This window comes from Afipia dichlorophenoxyacetatis (assembly GCF_055386385.1).
In genome coordinates this window covers 3,616,050-3,640,002 of the sequence record NZ_AP029250.1, presented here as the reverse complement: position 1 = coordinate 3,640,002, position 23,953 = coordinate 3,616,050, and the positions used below count along the sequence as shown (strand labels likewise).

Sequence of the window (23,953 nt, the reverse complement as noted above, 5' to 3'; positions counted from 1 at the left end):
ACCTTGCGGGAGCATGCGACCGTCCGTGCCGCTCCCGTAGTTCGTCGCGCCGTCAGTTGTGAGACCCGTTCCAGTTAACGCCCAGGCCGATCGCCGCATTCTCTTCGGGACTTGCGAGCCAATATCCGTGTGTCAGAACAAGATCGAGAAAGCGTTGGGCTTGCTCATCCGGCGACAACCTGTCGCCGCTCGAAATCGAGATGTTTTGCAAAAACTTGGCCATTTTCGTCGTTGTCACGCAGAGCATCGAGACGGGCTCCTGCGACGCGTTTTTCCAAGCGTGTTTCATCCCGTCTCGCACATCCAAGATGTCGCCAGGTGCAAGTTCCTCCCATCGATCTTCCCTCAGAGCAGTGGGTGTCCCGGACAATACGTAGAAGGTTTCCCGGTCCGCGTGGCTGTGCAGCGGTACTACTGCCCCCGGCGGCAGATTGGATAGCATGACGCAGTAATCTCCTTCTTCGTCGGAGATTTCGGTCAGATACATGTTGGTCGGAGGCAAGCTCTTGTCCGGGGAAAACACCTGCGTGGCATTTGCTGACCCTGTTGCTCGACGACTGTTCGAATTGAGTTTAGCAGACATTTGAGACATCCCGCTTTTGGTGCCACGGCCAAACCGGCGCAACTGAAACACGCCGCCGGCGACGCCGTCGTGTGAGGGTTTCATGAGCACGTTGCGGCCGGGTTTCGATATCGGCGGGCTTGGTTACAGCTGAAACATGGAGCTTCGCGGGCACGTCGATGAACGTTGCGCCTAGCGCAAGTTAGCCTATCAGCAGCGGCGGATGGTCTCGTCACGTGTGTTGCGTTTAGTATGGGTTCCGCTGCGAATCAGCGCGTACTGGCAGTAGCCATCGTTCACGCCTCTTTGGGGCCTAAAGTAACAACTCAGTGACAAGGCCACATAGCGCAAGGCCGAATAGCAAAAACCATACCGGTCAGGTGGGCAAAGGACTATAGGCAGCAACTATCACCTTCGTGTACTTACGTCTTCTCGCTTCGCCAGCCCGCCTGTAAAACAATAATTTGAGCTTTACTTGAAGGAGATGAGGATGCGCCATACGACGAGGATTACGCTCGGAGCGATTGCCGCGCTGCTGATCAGTGAGGCACACGCGCAGGCGCCATCCGCTGCGCCTCCGGCTGTCGGCGTCATCGAAGTCGCCAAGCGCCCCATCACCGAGACCAACCAGTTTCTAGGCCGCGTCGAGGCTATCAATCGCGTCAATGTCGTGGCGCGCGTCACGGCGTTCCTGGACAAGCGCCTATTCGAGGAAGGCTCGGAGGTGAAGACCGGCGATCACCTCTATCGGCTGGAGCGCGGACCTTTCGAGGCCGACCTCGCGTCCAAAAAGGCCCAGGTGGATCAACTTGAGGCAACGTTGACAAACGCCAGACTGACCACCGAGCGCCAGCGCACCTTGCTGAGCGGTCCGGCCGGCCAGCAATCGAACTATGACTCCGCCATCGCCAACCAGAAGAGCCTTGAGGCCCAAGTGCAGGCTGCCCAGGCGCAGGTCAGCCTGTCGCAGATCAATCTGGACTACACGGATATCCGTTCGCCGATCGATGGCCGCATTGGCCGGACTGCTGTCACGGAGGGGAACGTCGTCAACGCAAGTTCGGGCACCCTGACAACGATTATCAGCCAGGATCCGATGTATGTGACGTTCCCGATTTCGGTTCGCGAAGCTCTCGAACTGCGGCAGCGTTACGGAAACGCCGGGGGATTCAAGGCGGTGGTGATCCGCCTGAGATTGCCGGACGGGCGCACTTACGATCAGGTCGGCCATCTTGACTTCGCGAGTAACACAGTCACGCAGGCAACCGACACACTGCTCGTTCGGGGCAGTATTCCCAATCCGCTGCTCTATCCCGACACCAAAGGCGGAAACTCATTGCGGGAACTCACCGATGGAGAGTTTGTCACCGTGCTGCTCGAAGGCGTACAGCCGGTTGAAGTCCTGGCCGTACCGCGATCCTCCGTTCTGTCCGATCAACGCGGCGACTACGTGTATGTCGTGGGCAACGACAACAAGGTGGAGCAGCGCCGTATCCAACTTGGTCAGTCGACAGCCACGGTCGCCTCAGTGATCAGCGGACTGTCGGTCGGGGACCGGGTCATCGCCGACGGCGTCCAGCGCGCGCGTCCTGGCCAGCCCGTCAGCCCCGGACCAGCAGGGCCTGAAATCCAGGCTATGATGAAGACGACGCCAAACCCTAATTCGGCCGCCCCGGCGCCGTTGCCGGGCGAGAACAAGCCGGCTGCTCCCACCGCACAAGGCTCGGGCAAATGATTTCCTCCGTCTTCGTTGATCGTCCGCGCCTGGCAATCGTTATCGCGTTCGTCATCACGATCGCGGGCTTGCTGGCACTGACTCAGATTCCTGTTGCGCAGTTTCCCGACATCGTCCCTCCGCAGGTAACGGTCAACGGCACCTTCCCGGGAGCGTCCGCTGCGGTGGTGGAAACCAGCGTTGCGCAGCCGCTCGAAGCTCAGGTGGTCGGCGTCGACAAGATGCTTTACATGAAGTCGACCAGCGGCAATGACGGCAGCTACGCGCTCACGGTCAGCTTCGGGCTCGGGTCCAATCCCGACATCAATACGGTCAACGTCAACAACCGCGTGCAGGCGGCCTTGGCGCAATTGCCGCCGGAAGTTCAGCTTCAAGGCCTGACGGTGCAGAAGAAATCGTCGGCCGTGCTGCAATTCGTGATCCTCTATAGTGAGGCGAAGGATCAGGATCCAATCTTCATCACGAACTACGCGATCGTCAACGTGCTGGACGCCATCTCGCGTACACCCGGCGTTGGCCAGGCGAGCCTGTTCGCGAAGATGAACTACTCGATGCGGATCTGGTTCGACACGCAGCGTCTGACCAGCCTCAATATGGCGCCGTCCGACGTCGTCAATGCGATCCGGACGCAGAGCGTGCAGGCGCCGGTGGGCCGTATCGGTGCACGGCCGATCAGCGACGATCAACAATTCCAGTTCAATGTGCAGACCGAAGGCAGGCTCACGACACCTCAACAGTTCGGCGAGATTGTCCTGCGTGCAAATCCAGACGGTTCGCTGCTGCGCGTAAAGGACGTCGCCCGGGTTGAGATCGGGGCTCAGAATTTGGACAGCGAATCCCGCATCGATGGCCGTCCCGGCGTCGGCATGGGTATTTACCTTGCTCCGGGCGCCAATGCGGTGACGACCGCGGCCGCGGTTCAGAAAACGCTGCAGAACCTGTCTGGTCGTTTTCCCCAGGGCATGAAGTATCTGGTCCAGTTCGACACCACCACCTTCGTCACCGACACTATCTACGAAGTGCTGAAGACGCTCGGCGAAGCCTTCGTGCTCGTGGTTCTCGTGGTGTACCTGTTCCTCGGCAATATCCGCGCCACCATCATTCCGACCGTTGCAGTGCCAGTTAGTCTCATCGGCGCCTTCGCCGTCCTGCTGGCGATGGGCTTCTCGGCCAATACGGTCTCGCTGCTTGCGATGGTGCTGGCGATCGGCATCGTGGTCGACGACGCGATCGTCGTGGTGGAAAACGTCGAACGCGTGATGGAGGAGGAGCCGGACTTGACCCCGGCCGAAGCCACCAAGAAGGCGATGGCGCAGATCACTGCGCCGATTATCGCGATCACCTTGGTGCTGTTGTCCGTGTTCGTCCCCGTGGCATTCATTCCGGGCATTTCCGGCACGCTGTTCCGCCAATTTGCCGTCACCATCAGTGCCGCGATGCTGATATCCGCGTTGAATGCGTTGACGCTGTCACCGGCACTCTGCGCGGTATTCCTGCGTCCGCACCACGGCCCGCGACGCGGCTTCATGGCGAGGGTGCTCGGGGCGATCGACTGGACCCGAGATCGTTACGCCAGCGTGGTTCAGCGCCTGCTGCGTGTGGCGATATTTGCACTCGTCGCGGTCGCGGTGTTTGCCGGAGGCATTTTCGGAGTTTCGCGTCTGACGCCGACCGGTTTCATCCCTGAAGAGGATCAGGGTGCCTTCTTCGTGATGGTGCAGTTGCCCGACGGCGCGTCCGTCGCGCGCACCAGCGAGGTGACCAAACGGGTCGAGGACATCCTGAAGGGCATTCCGGCGATCGAGCATACGCTGTCGATCATCGGCTTCTCGCTGCTCGACGGCGGTAATCTACCAAACAACGCCTTCATTGTTGCGCGTATGAAGCCGTTTGCCGATCGAGAGGCCGCTGCCGATTCCGCACAAGCGGTCATCCGCAAAATATTCGGCGCAGGACAGCAGATCCGCGACGCCAACGTGATCGCCTTCAATTTGCCTCCGATTATCGGTCTCTCGACAGGCGGCGGTTTCGAGTACGTGCTTGAGGGGCTCGAAGGGCAGGACCCGTCGGCGATGAGCAGCGTCATGGGCGGGCTCATCGCGGCTGCCAATGCTGACCCGCGGATGACGCGCGTGTTCTCGACATTCACCGCGACCAATCCGTCGCTGTATCTCGACATTGATCGTGCCAAGGCGCAGGCGCTCGGGCTCAACATGAGTGACGTCTTTACTGCGCTGCAGGCGACGCTGGGCGGAATCTACGTCAACAACTTCAACATGCTGGGCCGGACCTGGCAGGTGAACGTCCAGGGCGATGCGAGCAACCGCAACGACATTCCGGATATCTGGCAGATCTACGTCCGTAACAACACGGGCCAGATGGTTCCGATACGATCGATCGCCAGTCTGAAATTCCAGACCGGCCCACAGGTGATCACGCGCTACAATAACTACCGCGCTATCACGATCAACGGCGGTCCGGCGCCCGGCGTGTCCTCCGGCACGGCACTTGCGGCGATGGCCGAGGTCTCGGCCAAGACGTTGCCGCCGGGCTATACGTTCGAATGGACCGGCACAGCTTTTCAGGAGCAGGCGGCGTCAGGTCAGACCGGCCTCATTATGGGGCTCGCCGTGCTGTTCGCATATCTCTTCCTTGTCGCGCTCTACGAAAGCTGGACCATCCCGATTCCGGTTCTGCTTTCAGTGGTTGTCGGCGTGCTGGGCTCTTATTCGGCGATCAAGATTTCCGGCTTGAGTCTGGATCTCTACGGCCAGATTGGTCTGGTGGTTCTGATCGCCCTGGCGGCGAAGAACGGCATTCTGATCATCGAGTTCGCGAAGGAGCGGCGTGAGGCCGGAGAGTCGATCGAACGCGCCGCAATTCTTGGTGCGCAGATGCGCTTCCGCGCGGTGATGATGACCTCGATTGCCTTCATTCTTGGCTTGGTGCCGCTGGTGTTCGCCACCGGCGCCGCGCAGCTCAGCCGCCGCGGCGTCGGTACCGCTGTGTTCGGCGGTATGCTCTTGGCAAGTACGATCGGAATCTTCTTGATCCCGATGCTCTATGTGGTCTTCCAGCGCATGCGCGAGGCAGTAAAGGCGCGCTTCGGCGGGCGGAAGAATGCGGAGCCACCAGCGGTCGGGGCTTAAGTCGAGTAGCTTAAGCACTGCAACGTGCTCCCGGCAATTCACCGGGGCACGTTGTGATGGCAAAGAGCGGATGAATGAGACGCGTTATAACCTGAAAAGGTTAGGACGGAATCTCACCAAATGTGTCGCCGATCGGCAACGGCGCCGTGCGAACCAGCCGCGAGTCCTCTACAGCGGCTTGTCGATGCTTAACTGCTTCGCGGTAAATCGGATCTTTGATCATTTCGACAAAAGCCGCGACGCTTGGATACTCGGCAATGAAGCAATGGTCCCAACGCTCCTGGGAGGGACCGATCAGCATCAGCTCGAATTTGCCCTGCCAGACAATGCGGCCTCCGAGGCGTTTGAATACCGGGCCGCTCTCACGCCCATAGCTTGCATAGGCTTCGGCGCCTGTCGCTTTGCGTCCGTCTGGGTATCTCGCTTGTGCGTGCAGCCGCACCAGATTGAGCATATGGATCGGACCAGGGCGGTTGTTCTCCCGAAAGGCAGCAAAGATTTCTTTTGTTGGATCGATATGACCAGTCATGAATAGTTTCTCCCTACATTGCGTCCGAGCGGTTCTTTTCAGGTTGCGGCGGCCGTCAACGGTTTCGGTGTGGAGCTGAGTGCAGCGAAGGGGGCGAGGGCACCAGGATCGGCCATCGAATCCTTGCTCGCGACAGTCTCCGGCGTCGTACCGTGCTTGCGGCTAATATGACGTCAAATATGTTGCCCGCAACCAAAGAGCCCCGCCAGCGACGGCGGGGCTCTTTGGCTTTCTAGTCGGGTGCAATTAAGGTCTGCGCGCGGGGCGGGATGATGTTTCATATACCTTGTGAACCGTTGGGAGACCCCCGTTCACGTGAGCGCCAGTGAAAAATGCAAAACTTGCGGATCGCTCCCTCGAGACGAGGTGAAGCCGGCATTGCTCAAGACACGGCGCATTGCCTGATTATCTGAAAGAACTTCCGCGACGAGCTCCTTTAATCCTGCACTACGAGCCAAACGGATGAGATGGCGCATCAGTGCTTTTCCTAAACCTTGACCTTGATAGGCGTCGATAACAACGAAAGCCACCTCAGCCTGGCCCGGCTTGACAACCACGTAGCGTCCACCTGCGACAATTTCGGAATGTCCATTGTGGTTGATCTGCGCAACGAGGGCGACGTGGTTGACGAAATCTATGTTCATGAAGAATGCGATTTCGTTGTCTGAGAACCCTCGCTTCGGCGCAAAAAATCGACGCTGGCGCGATTGCATACTTGTACGATCGATTGCTGCAAGCATGTCAGCTGTATCGTCTGGCTTGAGCGCACGGATTTCAATTGTGCCGCCGCCACCAAACGGTTCCATGCTCGAGTATTCTGCGCTTTGCGCCATCATTCGCTGTCCGTTTCTGCTCCGACCGGCGAATTTGTGGGACAATAGGAGGTTGACTGGTTGATCTGAATCAAGCGCAGCCCCCCAGAGATCCCGACAGTTTGGTGGCCCGGAGATGTGAGATCTGTCGGCCCCCAAGACGGATGAGAGATTCGTGGAAACGCTTCGACGAAGCAGATATAGCGACGAGACGATCCAGCTCGCGCTGCGTTTGGGATTGCTCGCGTTCCTGGTTTACTGGTCCTTCGTTCTGGTCCGGCCGTTCATACCAATCCTGGTGTGGGGACTCGTGCTTACGGTAGCGCTCCACACGCCGTTCTATTGGTTGACAAAGAATTTGGGCGACAGGCCGCGAACGGCTGCGGCTTTGCTTACGATAGCCTTCCTCGCAATTCTCATTGGTCCGATGACGTGGCTTAGTCTTGGATTGATTGAAGCCGTCCGCGAGATCTCCCGTCAAATCGAAGCAGGCGCGCTAACGATCCCAGCGCCGCCGGCCCGCCTTTATGATCTGCCGCTGATCGGTCCTCACATGCATAGTTTCTGGAAGCAGGCCTCGGACAATCTGGACACGGCCTTTCGAGAGGTCGCTCCATTTCTTAAACCCGTAGCGGCTGCGATCCTTGGATTCGCTGGCAGCGCCGGAACGGAAGCTCTGAAATTTCTGGCGTCCATTATCTTGGCTGGCTTTCTTCTTCCAATGAGCCCGAGATTGGTGCGAGGAGGAAGAACTATTCTTTCCCGCATCGTACCGCAGCGGAGCGAGCACCTTCTGTCTGTTGCCGGTGCGACAGTGCGGACAGTAGCGCAGGGAGTGATCGGCATCGCAATTCTCCAATCAATTTTGGCTGGGATCGGGTTGAAAGCGGTTGGTGTACCAGGTGCCAGCTTGATCGCATTTGCGGTGCTGGTGCTCGGTATTCTGCAAATCGGCTCGGTGATTGTAATTGTACCGGTCATTATCTGGATCTGGACCGCCAAGGACTTCACCGTTGCCATATCCATTACAGCGTACTTGGTACTTGTTGGCCTCGCGGACAACGCGCTTAAGCCGCTTCTCATGGGGCGAGGTTTAACAACGCCGACGCTTGTTATTCTAATCGGAGTTTTCGGCGGAATGCTCGCTCACGGCATCATCGGTCTCTTCGCGGGACCTATAGTCCTGGCCGTTGCATGGGAATTGATGATGGCGTGGATGCGAGATGACGCGCGTGACAGCAGTCTTGTAAGCAAAGACGGAGCTGCCGAGATTATAGGCAGTAGAAATTCCTAATTCCGAGTTTATTGGCCTCGTCCAGCAGAGGTTGACTTAAATCAAGTCGTCCAGCTCTCGCCTCGTCAGATTGGTGTAGACGCGAGGAGACAGCGATGACCGATCGATCGGAAGTCTCAAACGATAGCAGTCCAAGCTTCTTTGCGTCTGCCATCGAGTACCTCATCGACTGCGGACAGCGCAGCGTCTTGTTTTTGGACGTTATGCGCAAGCGTGGCGTGCAATATCGAGAGCGTCTCGCAGAAGCGGCGCCTCACGTGCTCAATTATTCGGTTGATCTCGTCGCGGACGGGCGGAAGCTTCCAAGGCCGGTAAACTACGCTCTTGTTCGCATTGCTCCGCCACCTGATGTGGAATTAGATCCGAAGCGGCGTCCGTTCGTGGTTGTTGATCCTCGGGCAGGACATGGTCCGGGGATCGGTGGATTCAAGGCTGATAGCGAAATTGGCGTCGCGATGAGAGCAGGTCATCCTTGCTATTTCATTGGCTTCTTGCCGGAGCCGATGGCCGGCCAAACGATTGAAGATATTGCGCGGGCGGAAGGGAAATTTCTGGAACAAGTGATTGCGCTTCACCCGGACGCTGATGGAAAGCCTTGTGTCATTGGCAACTGCCAGGCCGGTTGGGCTGTGATGATGCTTGCGTCGCTTCGACCGGACCTTTTCGGGCCGATTGTGCTTGCTGGTTCGCCGCTTTCCTATTGGGCCGGCGTGCGCGGCAAAAACCCGATGCGATACTTAGGCGGGTTATTGGGTGGGAGCTGGCTAACCGCGCTCATGAGTGATGTTGGTGGCGGTAAATTCGACGGCGCGTGGTTGGTGCAGAATTTCGAACGCATGAATCCATCAAATACGCTCTGGACGAAGCAGTACAATGTCTACTCGAAGATCGACACCGAAGCCGACCGCTATCTTGAATTCGAACGTTGGTGGGGCGGGCATGTCAATCTCAATGCAGAGGAAATTCGATTTATTGTCGATGAGCTTTTCATCGGAAATAAACTTGCCGCTGGTCTCATCAAGACATCTGGCGGGCAGGTTGTCGATCTGCGGACTATCCGGTCGCCAATTGTGGTGTTCTGCTCAAAGGGCGACGACATCACGCCGCCTCAACAGGCGTTGGGGTGGATCCTGGACCTCTATGAAAATGTCGACGAAATAAGGTCGTATGGACAGACCATTGTTTACACTGTCCACGAGACGGTCGGGCACCTCGGAATCTTCGTATCCGGAGGTGTCGCTCGAAAGGAGCATAGTGAATTTTCGAGCAATATTGACCTCATCGATGTTCTCCCCCCTGGACTATATGAAGCGACGTTTAAGGCGAAATCCGATGAAACGCTAAACGCCGATTTCGCCTCCGGACAATGGATCATGCGCTGCGAGCGACGGACTCTCGATGACATCCGTGCCATGGGAGAAAATTCCGCGGATGATGAGCGCCGATTTGCGACAGCTGCTCGTGTGTCCGAGATCAATCTCGCAGCGTACAGAAATTTCGTTCAGCCTTGGGTGAAGGCGATGATGACGCCCCAATGGGCTGAACTCATGCGCAACCTGCATCCCTTACGTCTGCAATACGATATGTTCGGAGATAACAATATCGCAACGCGGGCCATCGAAGAGGCCGCGGACAATATTCGCGATCATCGCAAGCCAGCCGCAAAAGGTAATCCCTTTGTCGCTCTGCAGGAAAGCTATTCGAAGAGCATCGTGAGTGCATTGGATGCTTGGCGCGATGCGCGGGACGCGATGAGCGAGTCACTCTTTCTCGCCATCTATGGATCGCCCGTGCTCCAGGCGGCTGTTGGAATTGATCCGAGCTCGGCACCCGTTTCTCGTCCTAAAATGACGGAGGAGCATCGCACGGCGCTCGATACGCGCATCAGAGAGCTGAAGTCGAGGATCGAACATGGCGGTCTGCGCGAGTGCATGATCCGGGGATTGCTCTATGTCGGTTCGGCGCGAGGCATGGTCGATGAACGCAGCCTGGAGGCGTTACGCAGGGTCCACCTGAGCGATCACGGCTCAAGGCTCTCCCTGCCGCAGTTCAAGGCATTGGTTCGTGAGCAATTCTTTATGCTTCTGCTTGAACCGGATGCCAGCCTGGAGGCTATTCCGAAGCTATTGCCGAAGAGCGCTGAGGAGCGACGTCAGGGCTTCGCCGTTATCCGGGGCGTGCTGTCGGCAAGTGCCGAGATATCCGGTGAATCGGCCAGGCGCCTTCACAGGGTTGCGCGATTGTTTGGTGTCGAAGAGGGGGATGAGGGACAGGTGCGAGAGCCCACAGCCCGAAAGAAGGCATCGTAGCCTGATCAATGGAGGCAGCAATGAGCGTAGCGTCAGGTGAGAGCCGACCTCACGTAAAGTATGATCGCCTGATTGCCGCGGCCAAGGCCATTCCAGCGGCAACGACGATTGTCGTGCACCCCTGTGATGAAAGCTCGCTTCGAGGCGTCGCGGACGCGGCCAACGCCGGCATTATCACGCCGATACTGGTGGGGCCGGTCGGGAAAATGTCGAGCGTTGCGGCCACGCATAACATCGATATCAGCGGCTATGAGCTTGTCGATACACCGCACAGCGAGGCTGCGGCTGCAAAAGCGGTCGAGATGATACATGCTGCGAAAGGCGAGATGCTAATGAAGGGTAGCCTTCATACCGATGAATTGATGCGCAGCGTTACCGCCAAGACCGGACTGCGGACGGAACGGAGAATTAGCCACGTCTTCGTCATGGACGTGCCGGCATATACAGAGACCGTCTTTGTCACGGATGCAGCGATCAATATTGCTCCAGATCTGGATTGCAAACGGGATATCATTCAGAATGCGATTGATCTCTATAATCAAGCCGGGTTCGGCGCGTCGCCGCGCGTGGCCATTCTCTCTGCCGTCGAAACTGTAACTTCAAAAATTCCGTCGACAATTGAGGCCGCGGCCCTCTGCAAGATGGCGGACCGCGGACAGATCACGGGCGGGCTGCTCGATGGACCGCTGGCGTTTGACAATGCTGTAGACAAGGAAGCTGCGCGGATTAAGGGCATAAAGTCGGAGGTTGCGGGACGGGCGCAAATTCTGGTTGTGCCCGATCTAGAATCCGGAAACATGCTGGCGAAGAACCTTGCCTACTTTGCTCATGCGGATGGGGCGGGGATCGTTCTCGGTGCAAGGGTGCCCATTGTGCTGACGTCCCGTGCCGATTCCCTGCGGTCGAGAATAGCTTCCTGTGCAGTTGCGACCCTCTATGCCGATGCGCGCCGTCGCCGCGCAGCAACCGTAGCCGCGTGAACTCCATGGATACGATCTTGGTCGTCAACGCAGGGTCATCGAGCGTGAAGTTTCAAATCTTCACGGTCAGCCCCGATGGAAATCCGCGACGCCAGATTAAAGGGCAAGTCGATGGAATTGGGAGCCGGCCCCGCCTTCGCGCGACAAACGTGAATGGTGAAGTTGTCGCTGAGCGGGCTTATCCAATCGCAAATATTCCAGATGTCTCGGCGGCGTTAGCCGTTGCAGGCGGTTGGTTGCGGGATGAACTTCGTGTGACGCCTGTTGCGGTCGGGCATCGTGTGGTTCATGGCGGAGCAGCCTACGACAAGCCAACTGTCGTCGATCAAGGGGTTGTCGACCAGTTGGAAAAATTGACTTCGCTTGCCCCTCTGCATCAACCTTACAATTTGGCACCAATTCGGTCTTTACTGGCCAACTTTCCTGATCTTCCTCAAGTCGCGTGCTTTGACACGGCATTCCATCGCAATCACGGAAAGGTCGCGGATTATTTTGCGATTCCCCAAAAATTATACGACGAAGGCGTACGGCGGTACGGATTTCACGGTCTTTCTTACGAATATATCGCCAGTGTCCTTCCGGAGCGCGCACCCGACATCGCGACAGGACGGGTGATCGTTGCCCATCTCGGAAGTGGGGCCTCCATGTGCGCTCTTTCAGGCGGGCGAAGTGTTGAGAGTACACTCGGGTTTACCGCTCTTGACGGATTGCCGATGGGAACGCGGCCGGGTCAATTGGACCCGGGCGTCGTGTTGTATCTTCTCACAACGAAGGGAATGTCGCCGTCGGAAGTGCAAAGCTTTCTCTATAAAGAATGCGGCTTGAAAGGGTTGTCCGGGGTGAGCAACGATATGCGGGTGTTGCTCGATAGCAGTGACTCTCGCGCCAAGTTCGCGGTCGATTACTTTGTCTATCGCGCATCGCTCAATGTGGGCCTTTTGGCGGCAGCGTTGGAGGGTGTAGACGCAATGGTATTTACGGCGGGGATCGGAGAGAATTCATCCGCTATTCGCCAGCGTATTGCCGAAAAGTTGGGATGGCTCGGCATTCAACTTGATCCGGCAGAGAATGCCAAACATGCGATCAAGATCTCACAACCAGGGAAGATGCCTGTTTACGTTATACCAACGGACGAAGAATTGATGATCGCCAAGCATACTTTGTCAATGTTGCGGACTATAGGACAGCCCGTCGTGGCTCAAACGAAAGCGTCATAGGCGGGTGAATTTTAGATGCTTGCGCCCGCGGCCGCGACAGAGGTTCAAGTCAGAGATCGAGCTGTGCGAGCTGCCCCCTGTCGAGCAAGATGATCTGTCGCTGGTTTTGACCGATGAATCCCAGGATTCTTTTCTCGTTTAGATAGGAAAGAGCGCGGGATACGGTTTCAAGGGTAAGGCCGAGATAGTCAGCGATGTCACGACGGCACATGGGGAGTGCTATGACCCCTGCGGCGGTCAGGCGGCGGTCCATCTCGATAAGGAAGGCAGCTACGCGCTCCAGCGATGTTTTTCGCCCGAGCAGAAGCATGTGATCCTCCGCGTGCCGAAGATTTGTCGTCGTCATACTCAGAAGGTTACGCGCGACGACAATGTCTTCTTCCGCGACGTGTTCGAGATTGATGCGCCTCACTAATCGAACAGTCGTGTCGACGATTGCTTCGGCAGTGAATCGATGGACGTCACCATTCTCAAGGCCAAACACGTCGCCGATGAGATGAAAAGCGCCGATCTGACGTCTGCCATCAGACAACAACTTGTAACTTCGAACGGCTCCATCGACGATTTGATAGACATAGTCTGCGGGTTCTGCTTCGCCGTAAATCTCCGTCCCTTTGCAATACTTGAATTCAGTGGGAACAATCTTTGTTTCGGAGGTGCTAAAGCCCAGGACGGGCCGGTTCTTCGAATGAGCATGGAGTTCGGCAAACATGGATCGACTCCCTGTTTGAACGTATCTCGTTGCGTGGGGCGGGGGCGTGGTTGGCCCGTCTTTCGCCAGCGTCATCTAGGATGAAGGTTGATCTTGGAGCTATTGGCTTAAGAGACATTGTCCGAAGGGACAATATCGAAAGGACAGTGTTGCTGGCCTATCTAGCTTTCGATCGGTAGAGCACGCGGACAGGTAAGCGTGTTCTCAAGGTTCCTGCCGTGCTAGCTTTTGAGCATCGAGGTCTGGGGCGTGTCACTGTCATGTCCATCCGGATCAGGGAGCTGGCTTTCTGTATGGCTATGTTGCTGGCGCCCATTGATGTGGCGGCAGGTGAACTGCGGCCGCGATCCATCTTAGTCCTGGACCAATCTGATCTGCGCGGATCGTTCTATTACGACGTGTTCTCGGCAATTCGTGCAACTATAAATGCAGAGGGGCGCTCCCATATTACGCTCTATACGGAGAGCCTCGATCTCAGCAGATTCAATGGAGAACCCTATGAAGAAAGTCTTCGCAGTCACCTGCGCGTCAAATATCGAGATGCGCCGATCGGGGTTATCGTTGCGATAGGGGCAGCGACACTGCAGCACGTCCTGAACTGGCGGGCGGAACTGTGGCCGGACGTTCCGGTCGTTTTCACGATGGTGAACGAGGGGGACATTGCCAGGCTCAAGCCGCCGTCAACGATGACTGGGGGCTTAATAACAATCCGATTATCGGACCAATTGATAGCGGCTCGGGCTGTCGTTCCGGATCTTAATCGAGTTGTGTTTGTAGGCGATGCTTGGAACAGCCAAATCGTGTTTGGTAGCTGGCAAGATGAGATACCCAGGGCGGCGAAGGGACTTCAGATAGAAGAGATTGTCGGCTTCACCATGACGGAAATCAGAAGACGCGTTGCGAACCTGGATGATCGTAGCGCCATTCTTTATACCTCCGTGTATTCCGATGGCGAAGGCGCGCACTACCCTCCAGGTGTCGCCCTTGGGCTTATCGCCGAGAAGGCAAATCGTCCAATCATTGTGGCATCCGAAACGCTTCTCGAACGCGGCGGCGTGGGCGGGTTTGTTTTAGTGCCGTCGCGGATAGGGGCAGATGCAGCATCGCAGGCACTTCGCGTCCTCGATGGTGAAGACCCGGGAAAAATCCCGATAGCGACGTTGAGCGATGCGGTTAAGCCAATCTTCAACTGGCGGGAAATGAGTAAATGGGGTGTTGACGAATCTTCGCTGCCGCAAGCCAGCGAAGTTCGATTCCGGGATCCCACGTTTTGGGAGCAATATCGGTGGCAGAGTATTGCAATCGCCGCCGCGATGCTTGTTCAGGCAATGCTCATCTCCGGTCTGCTTCAAGAAAGGCAAAAGCGCAGCAGTGCCGAGACTGAGGCGCGGAATCGAATGACAGAATTGGCACATGCCAATAGGCAAGCTGCCGCTGGTGAGTTGTCGTCTTCAATTGCGCATGAGCTCAATCAGCCGCTGGGGTCCATTCTCACAAATGCAGAAACGGCGGAGATTATTCTCCAATCATCCTCGCCAGATCTCAAGGAGATCGAGGAGATTTTGGCAGATATTAAACGGGACGACTTGCGGGCCAGTGAAGTCATTACCCGGCTGAGGAGCTTATTGAAGCGCGTCCCATTCGAAGTCAGGGCAATCAATATCAATGCAACGATGAACGACGTATTCGAGTTTTTATCAGTGCAAGGAAGCTCGCAGAATGTTGCACTCTATTTGAAGTTGGCGCCCGGGGAATTGAAGGTCAATGGTGACATAATTCAACTCCAGCAGGTGATTATAAACCTGATGGTCAATGGAATGGATGCGATGTCCAGCATGCCATATGGCAAGGCATTGATTGGCAAGACTGAGATTGATGGCAATGGGACGGTAATCGTTTCGGTTTCGGACTCTGGTCCGGGAATTCCCGCCGATAAACTCAATCAGATATTCGATCCTTTTTTCACGACGAAGCATAAAGGAATGGGCGTTGGGCTCTCGATCGCACGGACAATTGTGCAGGCCCACAAGGGACGAATCTGGGCGGAAAATCAGACCGGAGGTGGCGCCGTGTTCCGTATTGCGCTGCCGTTAGCACAACCTTAGGAGGAGGCGATGGAGGGGACGATCCATATCGTCGATGACGATGCCTCGTTTCGAACGGCAATGGAGCGGCGGTTGCGGAAAGCTGGATACGAGGTGTCCACATATTCCTCTGCCCAACAGCTGCTTGACAAGCTTCCGGACGATCATCATGCCGGTTGCATTCTCTTGGATGTAAGAATTCCAGGCCTGAGCGGTCCGGAGTTGCAGCATCAGCTCGGTTCGCTTGGGTTAGAGCTGCCGATTATCTTTCTCACCGGTTACGGTGACATTCCCACGACGGTTGAAGCGATCAAGGCAGGGGCTGATGATTTTCTCACAAAGCCAGTCTCATCCGATCAATTGCTACGCGCGATCGAGCATGCCATGGCGCGTTACGAAAAAATGCGAGGCTTAAGAGATAAACTTGAAGTGCTGCATTCGCAAATCAGGGCGTTGACTCCTCGGGAGCGGCAAGTCTTTGAGCTTGTGGTGCAAGGAAAGATTAACAAGCAAATCGCGATCCAACTCGGAGCGACGGAGCGTACCATCAAGGCACATCGGCACAGGGTTATGGAAAAGATGCGCGTCCAATCCCTTGCCGAGTTGGTCTCTGTTGCCGAGAGAGCCGGTATCCTCTCAACGAACCGATCGCGCGCAGAACTGAAATAGTTCCATTTCGAATGTTTCTAGGTTCATGTTGTACCAAGAGACAATAGGAGATGTCTCACATTCGGCTTATCCAATACCGCTGAAGCGTCGTTCGAGGAGGCTCGTCTGTGCCTCAACCGAGGACTGTAATTGTCGTCGATGATGACCCTGGCTTGTTGAAAGGCTTAAAGCGCCTTTTGCGGGAGCACGGCTTTGAAAGTGTTCTCTTCGAATCCGCCAAAGCATTTCACCAGTGCAACGACTTTGATCAGGCTTGCTGCATCGTTCTGGATATCAACCTCAATGATGAATCGGGCATCGAGGTGCGTCATTGGCTTCGCGCATCAGGCATTTCCCTGCCGGTGATTTTTATCACGGGGAAAGACAACCATGCGACACGAATGGCGGCCAAGGAGGCTGGTTGCATTGCCTATCTTCGCAAGCCGTTCCCTGCAAATGCGCTAATCGAACCGATAGAAAGAGCGTCAGCGAGTTTCGCATAGCTCGTCAGAGATCTTGAAAGTAGCTTCAGCGAGATGCCTACTCATCGATCGCCTGTTCGAAAGTCTTTGTTGCTTCCTTGAACCGAGTGTTCGCGAAATCCTTGAGGGGGATCTGCGTCGTAACGGAGATGATGCTTGTGTCCACAACACGCAATTGAAGCACGTCTCCGGTCTCCATTTCTTTAAGAAGCGAGACGTTCGCCAAATCAGCCGCAATGCAAGCATTGGTTAAACACCAGACGTATGGGACCTGGTAAGAGCGCCCTTGGTCAACGATGAGAGTGACACCTGGCTGGAGATAAACTCCCACCGGCAAAAACAGTTGAAGCCGAGCAGTGGCCTCACCTTGGCGTTCCACAAGATCAATCCGAACAGCCGTTTGACCTGTATCATATGTTCCGCTGATCGTCGTTCGGCAGACTGCGTTGGTGCCCGCGGGTTTGAAGCAGAACTTCTGCCATTCTCCATACTTGATCTCTCCGGCAAAGCGCTGTCCGCGAGGCGCGAATTCCACCGAGCTCGGGACCTTCGCTTCTGGGGTGATTGGCTGACCATGTACAAGGCGAATGGCCGATAAAACGGTCAACAGGATCAACGGGGGAGAAAGGGAGTATTTGCACCGGATGTGCATGGCCATTTGCGATCCTCCGCCGATTACCGATGACGATCGAGGAATTGAGTGACTATTGGCTCCCAAAGCGGAATCGCATCGGCCGATCCGATGAGAAAGTGACCGTCGTCTCCAAACGGAGGAAGCATTCGGTATTCGGCGATTCCGCCGGCGCCGGTGTAGGCGTCATGCATACGTTTCGTGAGCGCGGGACCAAAGAAAGTGTCGTTCTCGGCGTAGATCCACAGGGTCGGCGTTCGTGCAGTGTGACCGAACTCGGCGGTGGCCTCGACCAGCTTGTCAGGCGCGCAATTGTTGTTCGGCTTGCCGTTAACCCGTCCACCGCGGCCAGCGGCAAACGTGATGATCGCCCGAATCTCTGGAGGGTTCCTGCTTGAAAGAGCGAGGGCAGCCCACCCGCCAGCCGATTGGCCTACGACGATAACGTTCTTGGGGTGCGCCATCTTTTGAGTGGCCATGTAGTCGATGATCCAGGTGTCGACCAGGGCGACGGCAAGGCCGGCATCGTGGAAATTGGGGTTTTGGCAATTTCCTATCTTCGAAAAGAACGGACCGTATATCCCGCGCTCGGGAATATCGTGCGCCGCGGCGCCGTATCCAGAACCGACCGGTGCCACAACAAGGTGACCGCGCCGCGCAAACCACATTGCGGCATCTCTAAACTCCACGAGGGGAAAGAAGCCTCGTTCCTTGGCCTGAAGAGCGACGCCATGATTCATGACAACGAGCGGGAAAGGGCCATCCCCCCGAGGTCGAACCACATAGGCAAACATCGGTAAAGGAAGCGGCAGTGCCCAGATCTCTTCCTGAATCTGGGTCTGCTGGCTTTTGTCATCCGCAAAGGCGGGTGACATTGTCGCGGATACGATCAGTGCGAGAGCAAATCCGGGCCTCAGGAAAAGCTGTGCGCACATAGCAGCCTCCGTGAGCTTCAGAGCTGTAGGTTATCGCTTCCCACAGCAGCGATACAGATGGCTGAAATCGGACGTCCGTATGCCTCAGGTCCTATTGATTCAGATCAAGCGACAAAGCGGCAAGTTTTGCGCCTCCACAGAGACGCGCGACAGATATTCTGGGAGTTCAGGATGATCTCCACCGCATCTCAGGAGTCTTGCTGGAACGCAAGCGGGCGGGCGCGTTGGCTCGCTTCAGAGCTGGTTTGATTTGAATCAACTCGCCGTTGCAGCCTCAGCGTAGTGGTGGCGACCACGCGATTTGGACTTGGCGGATAAGAACTTGGCGAAAGCATTCAGCGCTGAAGAGATCGTTGAGATCTAGGCCACCAAGGCAGGGGAGTATCCTATGAAAGCCGCGAGAGTCAGGGCCTTTCAGGCTGTTGTTTTTGCACTTTCAGTGTTCGGCCTGCCGAATCCCTCTGAGGCCGGCACAGGCCTTGTACAGGTCTCATTCAATAAGGTGGGCTTTATTGTCGGTGTAGGAAGTGGGCGCGGAGTCCTGAAGTATCGGGGCCATACCTACCCATTCAAGGTGACTGGTCTGGGTGTTGGTTTAACAGCCGGTATATCGGCCAATCAGCTGACCGGTCGTGCACTAAACCTCCGGTCGCCGGGCGATATCGCCGGCAGTTACAGCGCCATGGGCATTGGCGGAGCATTGGTGGGCGGAGCGGGAAGCGTGCAATTGCAAAATGCGAGGGGGGTGATCTTACAATTGCACGGAGGAAAGGTCGGCATCGAAGTGTCCGCTGCAGCGAGCGGCGTAACGATCTCCTTGGAATAACGGCCAATCGACAACCTATTCTCGGGCGCTCAGGTGCGGACGATCCCACTCGCAAGTTAATCCCACGCGATAACGATGCTGATGTCGCCCGGCATGCCGCCGGGAAAATCGACGGTTTGATATCGGATTCGATAGCCTCGCGGCTGGAGATAGTCCGACCACAACTGGAAAATCTCCTGAGGGATACCTGTCAAAGTCTTTTCCCAGCCTGCTTCTTGCTGATTGATCGCGCGCCCATGGTCGGTGCACATGGAATTTGGAAAGCGATAGACTTGAACTTCCGAAAGGCCATTTCGGACCGCGCGCTGAATGACCGATGATGCGAGCTGGATTTTTTGATCCTCAGAAAGCCCCGAAGGTTGACTGAGCTTTTCGATGAGCGCGAGCTTTTCCGCTTCTGCCGCCGCTGCTCTCTTCGTGTATAGCTCAGCTTTCTCGGACTCTTGGATTGCCGCTTGGCGCTGAATTTCAGCGGCCGAAGGCAATAGCTGATCGATATTAACCGGCATATCGAGTTTTCTCAGGTTCATAGTGAAGTCTAGAGCGGCGAGCATAGTGTGTAGGCTGAACGCTTCCTCTTGATCCAAATCAAACCGGGCTGCCGGGAAAGCCGCACGGTTGGACTGTGAAGGTTCATAAGCGCAGTCTGTGGAGTGCTTTCAGGTGAGCGATCAACTTCATTCCATGGCGCCCCACCATCTGCCGTTCTTCATCACCGCCCCAGATCAGACGGATTGGCTGCAGGTTGCGGTCGGCATCCTGCTCATTGCCGCGGTGCTCTGGATCGGGAATTTCTATCTGAAGCTACACAGCCTGCCTGAGCGGATCGCCCACAAGTCTCAAAAGCTGCAGTTCGAAATTGTCGCAATTCTCGGCCTGCTGGCGCTCTTCACCCACATCCATCTGTTCTGGATCGCGGCATTGCTGCTGGCGTTCATCGATATCCCAGATTTTGGAACGCCTCTTCGGAGTATCGCCGGATCTGTCGAGCGAATAGCGGATAAAGGCGATGGCGTAACGAGAGATGAGGCCGGGGCAGAGAATGTCGTTCCGGCCTCTCATTCCGTCGAGGGAAAACCTTCGATACGCGGTCCGAAGGAGGAGGAGCGCAGCCATGCTTGAACTCATGCTCTGTTCGCTGCTGACGATTGTCCCGGATTATCTATATCGCCGTTATGCTCAGGGCAAACGGATCGGCAAGGAAATCACATTCTATTCGGTCTGGTTCGAGCTGAGGTGGGGAATAAGCGCCTGTCTGCTGCTCACGGTGTCGTTGATTACCCTCATCTTTTATTTCCATCCCTCCACGACGAGCGCGGCTCTGCTCTTCAGAACCATTCCGATACTGCCGGAGATCAACGGGCGTGTCGCAGAGGTTCACGCTGGTTTCAGTGATCCTATTGTGAAGGGCGATCTCATTTTCAAGCTCGATAGTTCCAAGCAAGAGGCTGCCTTGAACGTCGCCAAGAAGAAAATCGCCGAAGTCGATGCTGAAGTCGTATCCACGCGGGCAGACCTCTTAAAAGCGGATGCGCAGATCCAGGAAGCGAGGAGCGCTTATCAGCAGGCCAAAGATGAACTGGACGTAAAGAGTGAACTGCAGCGCCGCAACCCCGGTATCGTTCCGCAACGAGATATTGAAAAACTCCAGGTTATTGTGGAGGGGCGGCAGGGCGGTATTGATGCCGCCATGGCGACGAGGGAATCGACGATGTCTCGTGTGACGACTTTATTGCCAGCGGAACGGGAAAGCGCTGAAGCCGCATTGGCGCAGGCTCAAGTTGATTTGGAGAAGACATCCGTCAGGGCTGGTGTCAGCGGTAAGGTGGAGCAATTCACACTTCGTGTTGGCGATGTGGTGAATCCATTGATGCGGCCCGCTGGAATATTAATTCCGGAGGACGCAGGTCGGGGAATATTGCAGGCTGGCTTTGGCCAGATCGAAGCGCAGGTGTTGAAACCTGGCATGATCGCCGAGGCGACCTGTGTCTCCAAGCCATGGACGGTCATTCCGATGATCGTTACAGGGGTGCAGGATTATATCGCGGCGGGTCAGTTCCGAGGAGGCGAACAGTTGCTTGATGTTCAGGCAATTTCACGTCCGGGGACAATATTCGTGCTTCTCGAGCCGTTGTACAAAGACGGTTTGGCTGGCGTCACGGCTGGCAGCAGCTGTATCGTTAACGCCTACACCAGCAATCACGATCTGATCTCGTCGGGCAAAGTCAGCACGGTGAAAGGCATGGCCTTGCATGCGGTCGACGCGGTAGGTGTCGTACATGCGATGTTGCTTCGCATTCAGGCATTGATCCTTCCTTTCAAAACGCTGGTCTTTAGTGGGCATTAACCGGTGCTGACGCGGTCGCAGCTTCAGCTGTGGCTTTTGATCCAAGTCAAAAACCTTGTTCGTCCGTTATGCGAGTAGCACCTACCACGCATATTCGCGAATGCGTACGGAGGTTCGCATGCTGTACTGCGGAAGGCTGTTGATCGCTCTCGCTCTTTTATTTGCGGTACCCTCTGTGGTGCGCGCTCAGGATAAAGCCGCCACACCGCCTCCACCGGACGAGCAAGCGCTCAAGCCAGCGCAGCTTGAAGCGCTTGTGGCGCCAATTGCGCTTTATCCGGATGCGTTGCTTGCAAATGTGCTGGCTGCATCGACATATCCGCTGGAGGTGGTGCAGGCTGACCGATGGCTTGGAGAGCGAAAGACGCTCAAAGGAGACAAGCTCAAAGCAGAGGTCGATAAACAGCAGTGGGATGACAGCGTCAAGGCGCTGGTGAGTACTCCGGACGTGCTCACCATGATGAGCCAGAAGATCGACTGGACGAAGGATCTGGGCGATGCGGTTTTGGCTCAGCAGCCGGATGTCATGGACGCGGTTCAACGCTTGCGCGCCAAAGCTCAATCCAACGATAAGTTGGTAACGACCAAACAACAGAAGGTCAGTGTGCAGCAGGCGGAGGGCAAGCAGGTCATCGTCATCGAACCAACCGATCCGAATACGCTCTATGTGCCTTACTATGATCCGGCAACGGTCTACGGAACGTGGCCCTATGCGGAATATCCGCCTTATTACTTTGCGGCACCGTCCTACATCGGAGCAGGACTTATTGCGACCGGGATCGCGTTCGGTGCGGGCTTTGCCATCGCGCGTTGGGGCAACTACTGGGGCGGCGGCTGCAACTGGGGCAACCGGAATTTCGTCATCAATCGATCCAACACGATCAACAATATCGGCGGGAACTGGCAACACAATCCGGCGCACCGGCAAGGCGTGCGGTACAACAATGCCGCCGTGCAGCAGCGTTTTGGCAACAATGCTCAGCGAGCGGGAAGCGCGAACCGGATGGATTTCCGCGGACGCGACGGACAACAGGTTCTTCGTCCCGGACAGGATCGGCCCGGGCAGGATCGGGCTGCCGCAGGTGATCGCTCTGGCGCGGGCGACCGCGCAGCAAACCGTGCGGCTGATCGCGGACGTGCTGGAGCAGGTGCAGATCGAGGCAAGGCAGCCAATCGCGCAGCCTCTGGAAATCGCGCGACCTCTGGAAATCGTCCTCAGAAGTCTGCAGGCGGAGCGAAGCGCGGTGGGCGCGATGGCGCTCTGAGCAATGTCTCATCCGGAAGAGCCGCTAATGTGCAGTCGGCGCGAGGAAGACAGAGCTTTGCCAGCGCGGGCGTGTCTCGCGCGAGCTTCGCCGGGGCTGGAGGAGGCCGCGGAGGTGGAGTGAGCATGGGCGGAGGCGGCGGCTTCCGTGGTGGCGGCGGAGGTGGCGGTTTCCGCGGAGGTGGAGGCGGCGGACGGCGATCGGATCTCGCACTGAAGCACGATGTCGTTCTGCTCGGTCGCCTGGACAATGGGCTTGGTTATTACCGGTTCAGTTATCTCGGCAGCAACAAAGCTTACGTCGGCGTCATTGCGCAGGAAGTGCGTCAGGTGATGCCGCAGGCCGTGGAGCGTGGAGCCGACGGCTATCTCAGGGTGCACTACGAAAAGCTCGGAATTTCCTTCAGCAGCTACGAGAAATGGCTTGCAGCCGGCGCGCACCTTCCGAAAAAGGCGGGGATGTAGTCATGGCATCATATCGATTGCTTGGCAAAATTGGTCCACTCATCGCGGTCGTGTCTGTTGTCTTCGTCTCCAGTGCCCTCGCGCAGCAGAGATTTCAGACGCCGGAGGCCGCTGCACAGGCGTTGGCGGACGCACTTAAGTCAGGATCAGCAAGAGATATCCGTAGGATCCTCGGACGCGACTCAGGCGACATCGTCGAGTCCGGTGACGATGTCGATGATGCCGAAATACGGCAGAAATTTACGACAGCCTATGACCAGAAACATTCGATCAAAGTGGAGGGAAATAAAACCGCGACTTTGATCGTCGGCGCAGACGACTTTCCATTTCCGATTCCACTCGAAAACGGATCTGACGGTTGGAAATTTGATACGGCTGCCGGCCGACGAGAAATTCTGTATCGCCGGATCGGCCGCAACGAACTGGCCGCTATTCAGACCTCTCTAGCTTACGTGGATGCGCAGAACGAATATGCAGAGAAAGATCGCGGTGCCGGCCGCGGGGTCTATGCCCAGCGTATTGTGAGCAGCCCGGGAAAGAAGGACGGCCTTTATTGGCGCGATGACAGCGATCCAAGCCCACTTGGAGAATTGGCGGCGAAAGCGTCGGCCGAAGGTTACAAGGTTGGGGAAGATCCAGCTCCCTATCACGGGTATTACTATCGGATTCTGAAAAGTCAGGGACCAAATGCGCCAGGTGGTGCGCTCAACTACCTCGCCTGGGGCAAAATGATCGGCGGCTTTGCCTTGGTCGCATACCCGGCCGAGTACGGAAATTCCGGCGTGATGACCTTTATCGTCAATCACGCGGGGACAGTCTATCAGAAGGACCTTGGATATCATACCGCAGCGATTGCGAAGCGGATGGGATCGTTCGATCCGGACCAGACATGGAAGAAGGTCGAGCCGAAATAGGCTTGCATGGCACGCGCAGGACATGAGCCCTCGCGCTACAGAGAGTTCTATGCGTGAG

Annotated in this window: 21 protein-coding genes; 14 read left to right on the top strand and 7 right to left on the bottom strand. The window is 56.5% G+C overall.

Annotation, left to right across the window (positions count from 1 at the left end):
• Positions 1–52: 52 nt before the first annotated feature.
• Complete coding sequence (locus ACZ5C3_RS17045; RefSeq protein ID WP_464031505.1) at positions 53–583, bottom strand: cupin domain-containing protein; 531 nt, start codon at positions 581–583, stop codon at positions 53–55.
• 469 nt (positions 584–1,052) lie between these two features.
• On the opposite strand from ACZ5C3_RS17045, the gene ACZ5C3_RS17040 reads away from it, so the two are divergent.
• The gene (locus ACZ5C3_RS17040; protein WP_464031503.1) at positions 1,053–2,297 is read left to right on the top strand and encodes an efflux RND transporter periplasmic adaptor subunit; all 1,245 of its coding nucleotides are present in this window, start codon (positions 1,053–1,055) and stop codon (positions 2,295–2,297) included.
• Entirely contained in the window at positions 2,294–5,446 is a 3,153-nt protein-coding gene (locus ACZ5C3_RS17035) for an efflux RND transporter permease subunit (RefSeq protein ID WP_464044180.1), read from the top strand. Before ACZ5C3_RS17040 ends, ACZ5C3_RS17035 begins: the two co-directional genes overlap by 4 nt.
• Positions 5,447–5,546: 100 nt before the next feature.
• Here the strand turns inward: ACZ5C3_RS17035 and ACZ5C3_RS17030 are convergent, their stop codons facing one another.
• Together ACZ5C3_RS17030 and ACZ5C3_RS17025 are read right to left on the bottom strand one after the other, a co-directional pair.
• Positions 5,547–5,975, bottom strand: coding sequence for a DUF1330 domain-containing protein (locus ACZ5C3_RS17030; protein ID WP_464031501.1), 429 nt, complete (start codon positions 5,973–5,975; stop codon positions 5,547–5,549).
• A gap of 311 nt (positions 5,976–6,286) precedes the next feature.
• Positions 6,287–6,811 (bottom strand): N-acetyltransferase family protein, encoded by a 525-nt coding sequence (locus ACZ5C3_RS17025; protein WP_464044179.1) that lies wholly within the window; start codon positions 6,809–6,811, stop codon positions 6,287–6,289.
• Positions 6,812–6,962: 151 nt separating this feature from the next.
• Between ACZ5C3_RS17025 and ACZ5C3_RS17020 the strand changes: the two genes are divergently transcribed.
• The 4 genes from ACZ5C3_RS17020 (at position 6,963) to ACZ5C3_RS17005 (ending at position 12,587) form a co-directional block, all read left to right on the top strand.
• Positions 6,963–8,081 (top strand): AI-2E family transporter, encoded by a 1,119-nt coding sequence (locus ACZ5C3_RS17020; RefSeq protein ID WP_464031497.1) that lies wholly within the window; start codon positions 6,963–6,965, stop codon positions 8,079–8,081.
• 95 nt (positions 8,082–8,176) lie between these two features.
• The gene (locus ACZ5C3_RS17015; RefSeq protein ID WP_464044178.1) at positions 8,177–10,390 is read left to right on the top strand and encodes a DUF3141 domain-containing protein; all 2,214 of its coding nucleotides are present in this window, start codon (positions 8,177–8,179) and stop codon (positions 10,388–10,390) included.
• A 20-nt stretch (positions 10,391–10,410) separates the two neighbouring features.
• Entirely contained in the window at positions 10,411–11,370 is a 960-nt protein-coding gene (locus tag ACZ5C3_RS17010; RefSeq protein ID WP_464031495.1) for a phosphate acetyltransferase, read from the top strand.
• Positions 11,371–11,375: 5 nt separating this feature from the next.
• Positions 11,376–12,587: an acetate/propionate family kinase gene (locus ACZ5C3_RS17005; RefSeq protein WP_464031493.1), complete on the top strand. Its 1,212-nt coding sequence runs from the start codon at positions 11,376–11,378 to the stop codon at positions 12,585–12,587.
• A 49-nt stretch (positions 12,588–12,636) separates the two neighbouring features.
• Here the strand turns inward: ACZ5C3_RS17005 and ACZ5C3_RS17000 are convergent, their stop codons facing one another.
• Positions 12,637–13,299 carry a helix-turn-helix domain-containing protein gene (locus ACZ5C3_RS17000; protein WP_464031491.1) on the bottom strand — a complete coding sequence of 221 codons (663 nt, stop codon included), beginning with the start codon at positions 13,297–13,299 and terminating at the stop codon, positions 12,637–12,639.
• A gap of 293 nt (positions 13,300–13,592) precedes the next feature.
• Here ACZ5C3_RS17000 and ACZ5C3_RS16995 point away from each other — a divergent pair, with 293 nt between their 5' ends.
• The 3 genes from ACZ5C3_RS16995 to ACZ5C3_RS16985 all read left to right on the top strand — a co-directional run bounded on the left by ACZ5C3_RS16995 (position 13,593) and on the right by ACZ5C3_RS16985 (position 16,534).
• Positions 13,593–15,404 carry a sensor histidine kinase gene (locus tag ACZ5C3_RS16995; RefSeq protein WP_464031489.1) on the top strand — a complete coding sequence of 604 codons (1,812 nt, stop codon included), beginning with the start codon at positions 13,593–13,595 and terminating at the stop codon, positions 15,402–15,404.
• Between the two features lie 9 nt (positions 15,405–15,413).
• Positions 15,414–16,052: a response regulator transcription factor gene (locus ACZ5C3_RS16990; RefSeq protein ID WP_464031487.1), complete on the top strand. Its 639-nt coding sequence runs from the start codon at positions 15,414–15,416 to the stop codon at positions 16,050–16,052.
• A 107-nt stretch (positions 16,053–16,159) separates the two neighbouring features.
• Positions 16,160–16,534, top strand: a complete 375-nt coding sequence (locus ACZ5C3_RS16985) for a response regulator transcription factor (RefSeq protein ID WP_464044177.1) — start codon at positions 16,160–16,162, stop codon at positions 16,532–16,534.
• A 37-nt stretch (positions 16,535–16,571) separates the two neighbouring features.
• Here ACZ5C3_RS16985 and ACZ5C3_RS16980 read toward each other — a convergent pair whose 3' ends face one another.
• Positions 16,572–17,171 carry an invasion associated locus B family protein gene (locus tag ACZ5C3_RS16980; protein ID WP_464031485.1) on the bottom strand — a complete coding sequence of 200 codons (600 nt, stop codon included), beginning with the start codon at positions 17,169–17,171 and terminating at the stop codon, positions 16,572–16,574.
• 17 nt (positions 17,172–17,188) lie between these two features.
• Positions 17,189–18,079 (bottom strand): alpha/beta hydrolase family protein, encoded by an 891-nt coding sequence (locus ACZ5C3_RS16975; RefSeq protein ID WP_464031483.1) that lies wholly within the window; start codon positions 18,077–18,079, stop codon positions 17,189–17,191.
• A gap of 388 nt (positions 18,080–18,467) precedes the next feature.
• Here ACZ5C3_RS16975 and ACZ5C3_RS16970 point away from each other — a divergent pair, with 388 nt between their 5' ends.
• Positions 18,468–18,905, top strand: a complete 438-nt coding sequence (locus tag ACZ5C3_RS16970; protein ID WP_464031481.1) for a hypothetical protein — start codon at positions 18,468–18,470, stop codon at positions 18,903–18,905.
• Positions 18,906–18,961: 56 nt separating this feature from the next.
• On the opposite strand, the gene ACZ5C3_RS16965 is transcribed toward ACZ5C3_RS16970, so the two are convergent.
• Entirely contained in the window at positions 18,962–19,414 is a 453-nt protein-coding gene (locus ACZ5C3_RS16965) for a hypothetical protein (RefSeq protein WP_464038362.1), read from the bottom strand.
• Positions 19,415–19,568: 154 nt separating this feature from the next.
• Between ACZ5C3_RS16965 and ACZ5C3_RS16960 the strand changes: the two genes are divergently transcribed.
• The 4 genes from ACZ5C3_RS16960 (at position 19,569) to ACZ5C3_RS16945 (ending at position 23,895) form a co-directional block, all read left to right on the top strand.
• Positions 19,569–20,027: a hypothetical protein gene (locus tag ACZ5C3_RS16960; protein ID WP_464031479.1), complete on the top strand. Its 459-nt coding sequence runs from the start codon at positions 19,569–19,571 to the stop codon at positions 20,025–20,027.
• Complete coding sequence (locus tag ACZ5C3_RS16955) at positions 20,020–21,252, top strand: HlyD family secretion protein (RefSeq protein WP_464031477.1); 1,233 nt, start codon at positions 20,020–20,022, stop codon at positions 21,250–21,252. The genes ACZ5C3_RS16960 and ACZ5C3_RS16955 overlap by 8 nt, the downstream gene beginning before the upstream one ends.
• Positions 21,253–21,370: 118 nt before the next feature.
• Positions 21,371–22,981 carry a DUF3300 domain-containing protein gene (locus ACZ5C3_RS16950; RefSeq protein ID WP_464038361.1) on the top strand — a complete coding sequence of 537 codons (1,611 nt, stop codon included), beginning with the start codon at positions 21,371–21,373 and terminating at the stop codon, positions 22,979–22,981.
• 2 nt (positions 22,982–22,983) lie between these two features.
• Entirely contained in the window at positions 22,984–23,895 is a 912-nt protein-coding gene (locus ACZ5C3_RS16945) for a DUF2950 domain-containing protein (RefSeq protein ID WP_464031476.1), read from the top strand.
• Positions 23,896–23,953: the final 58 nt, after the last annotated feature.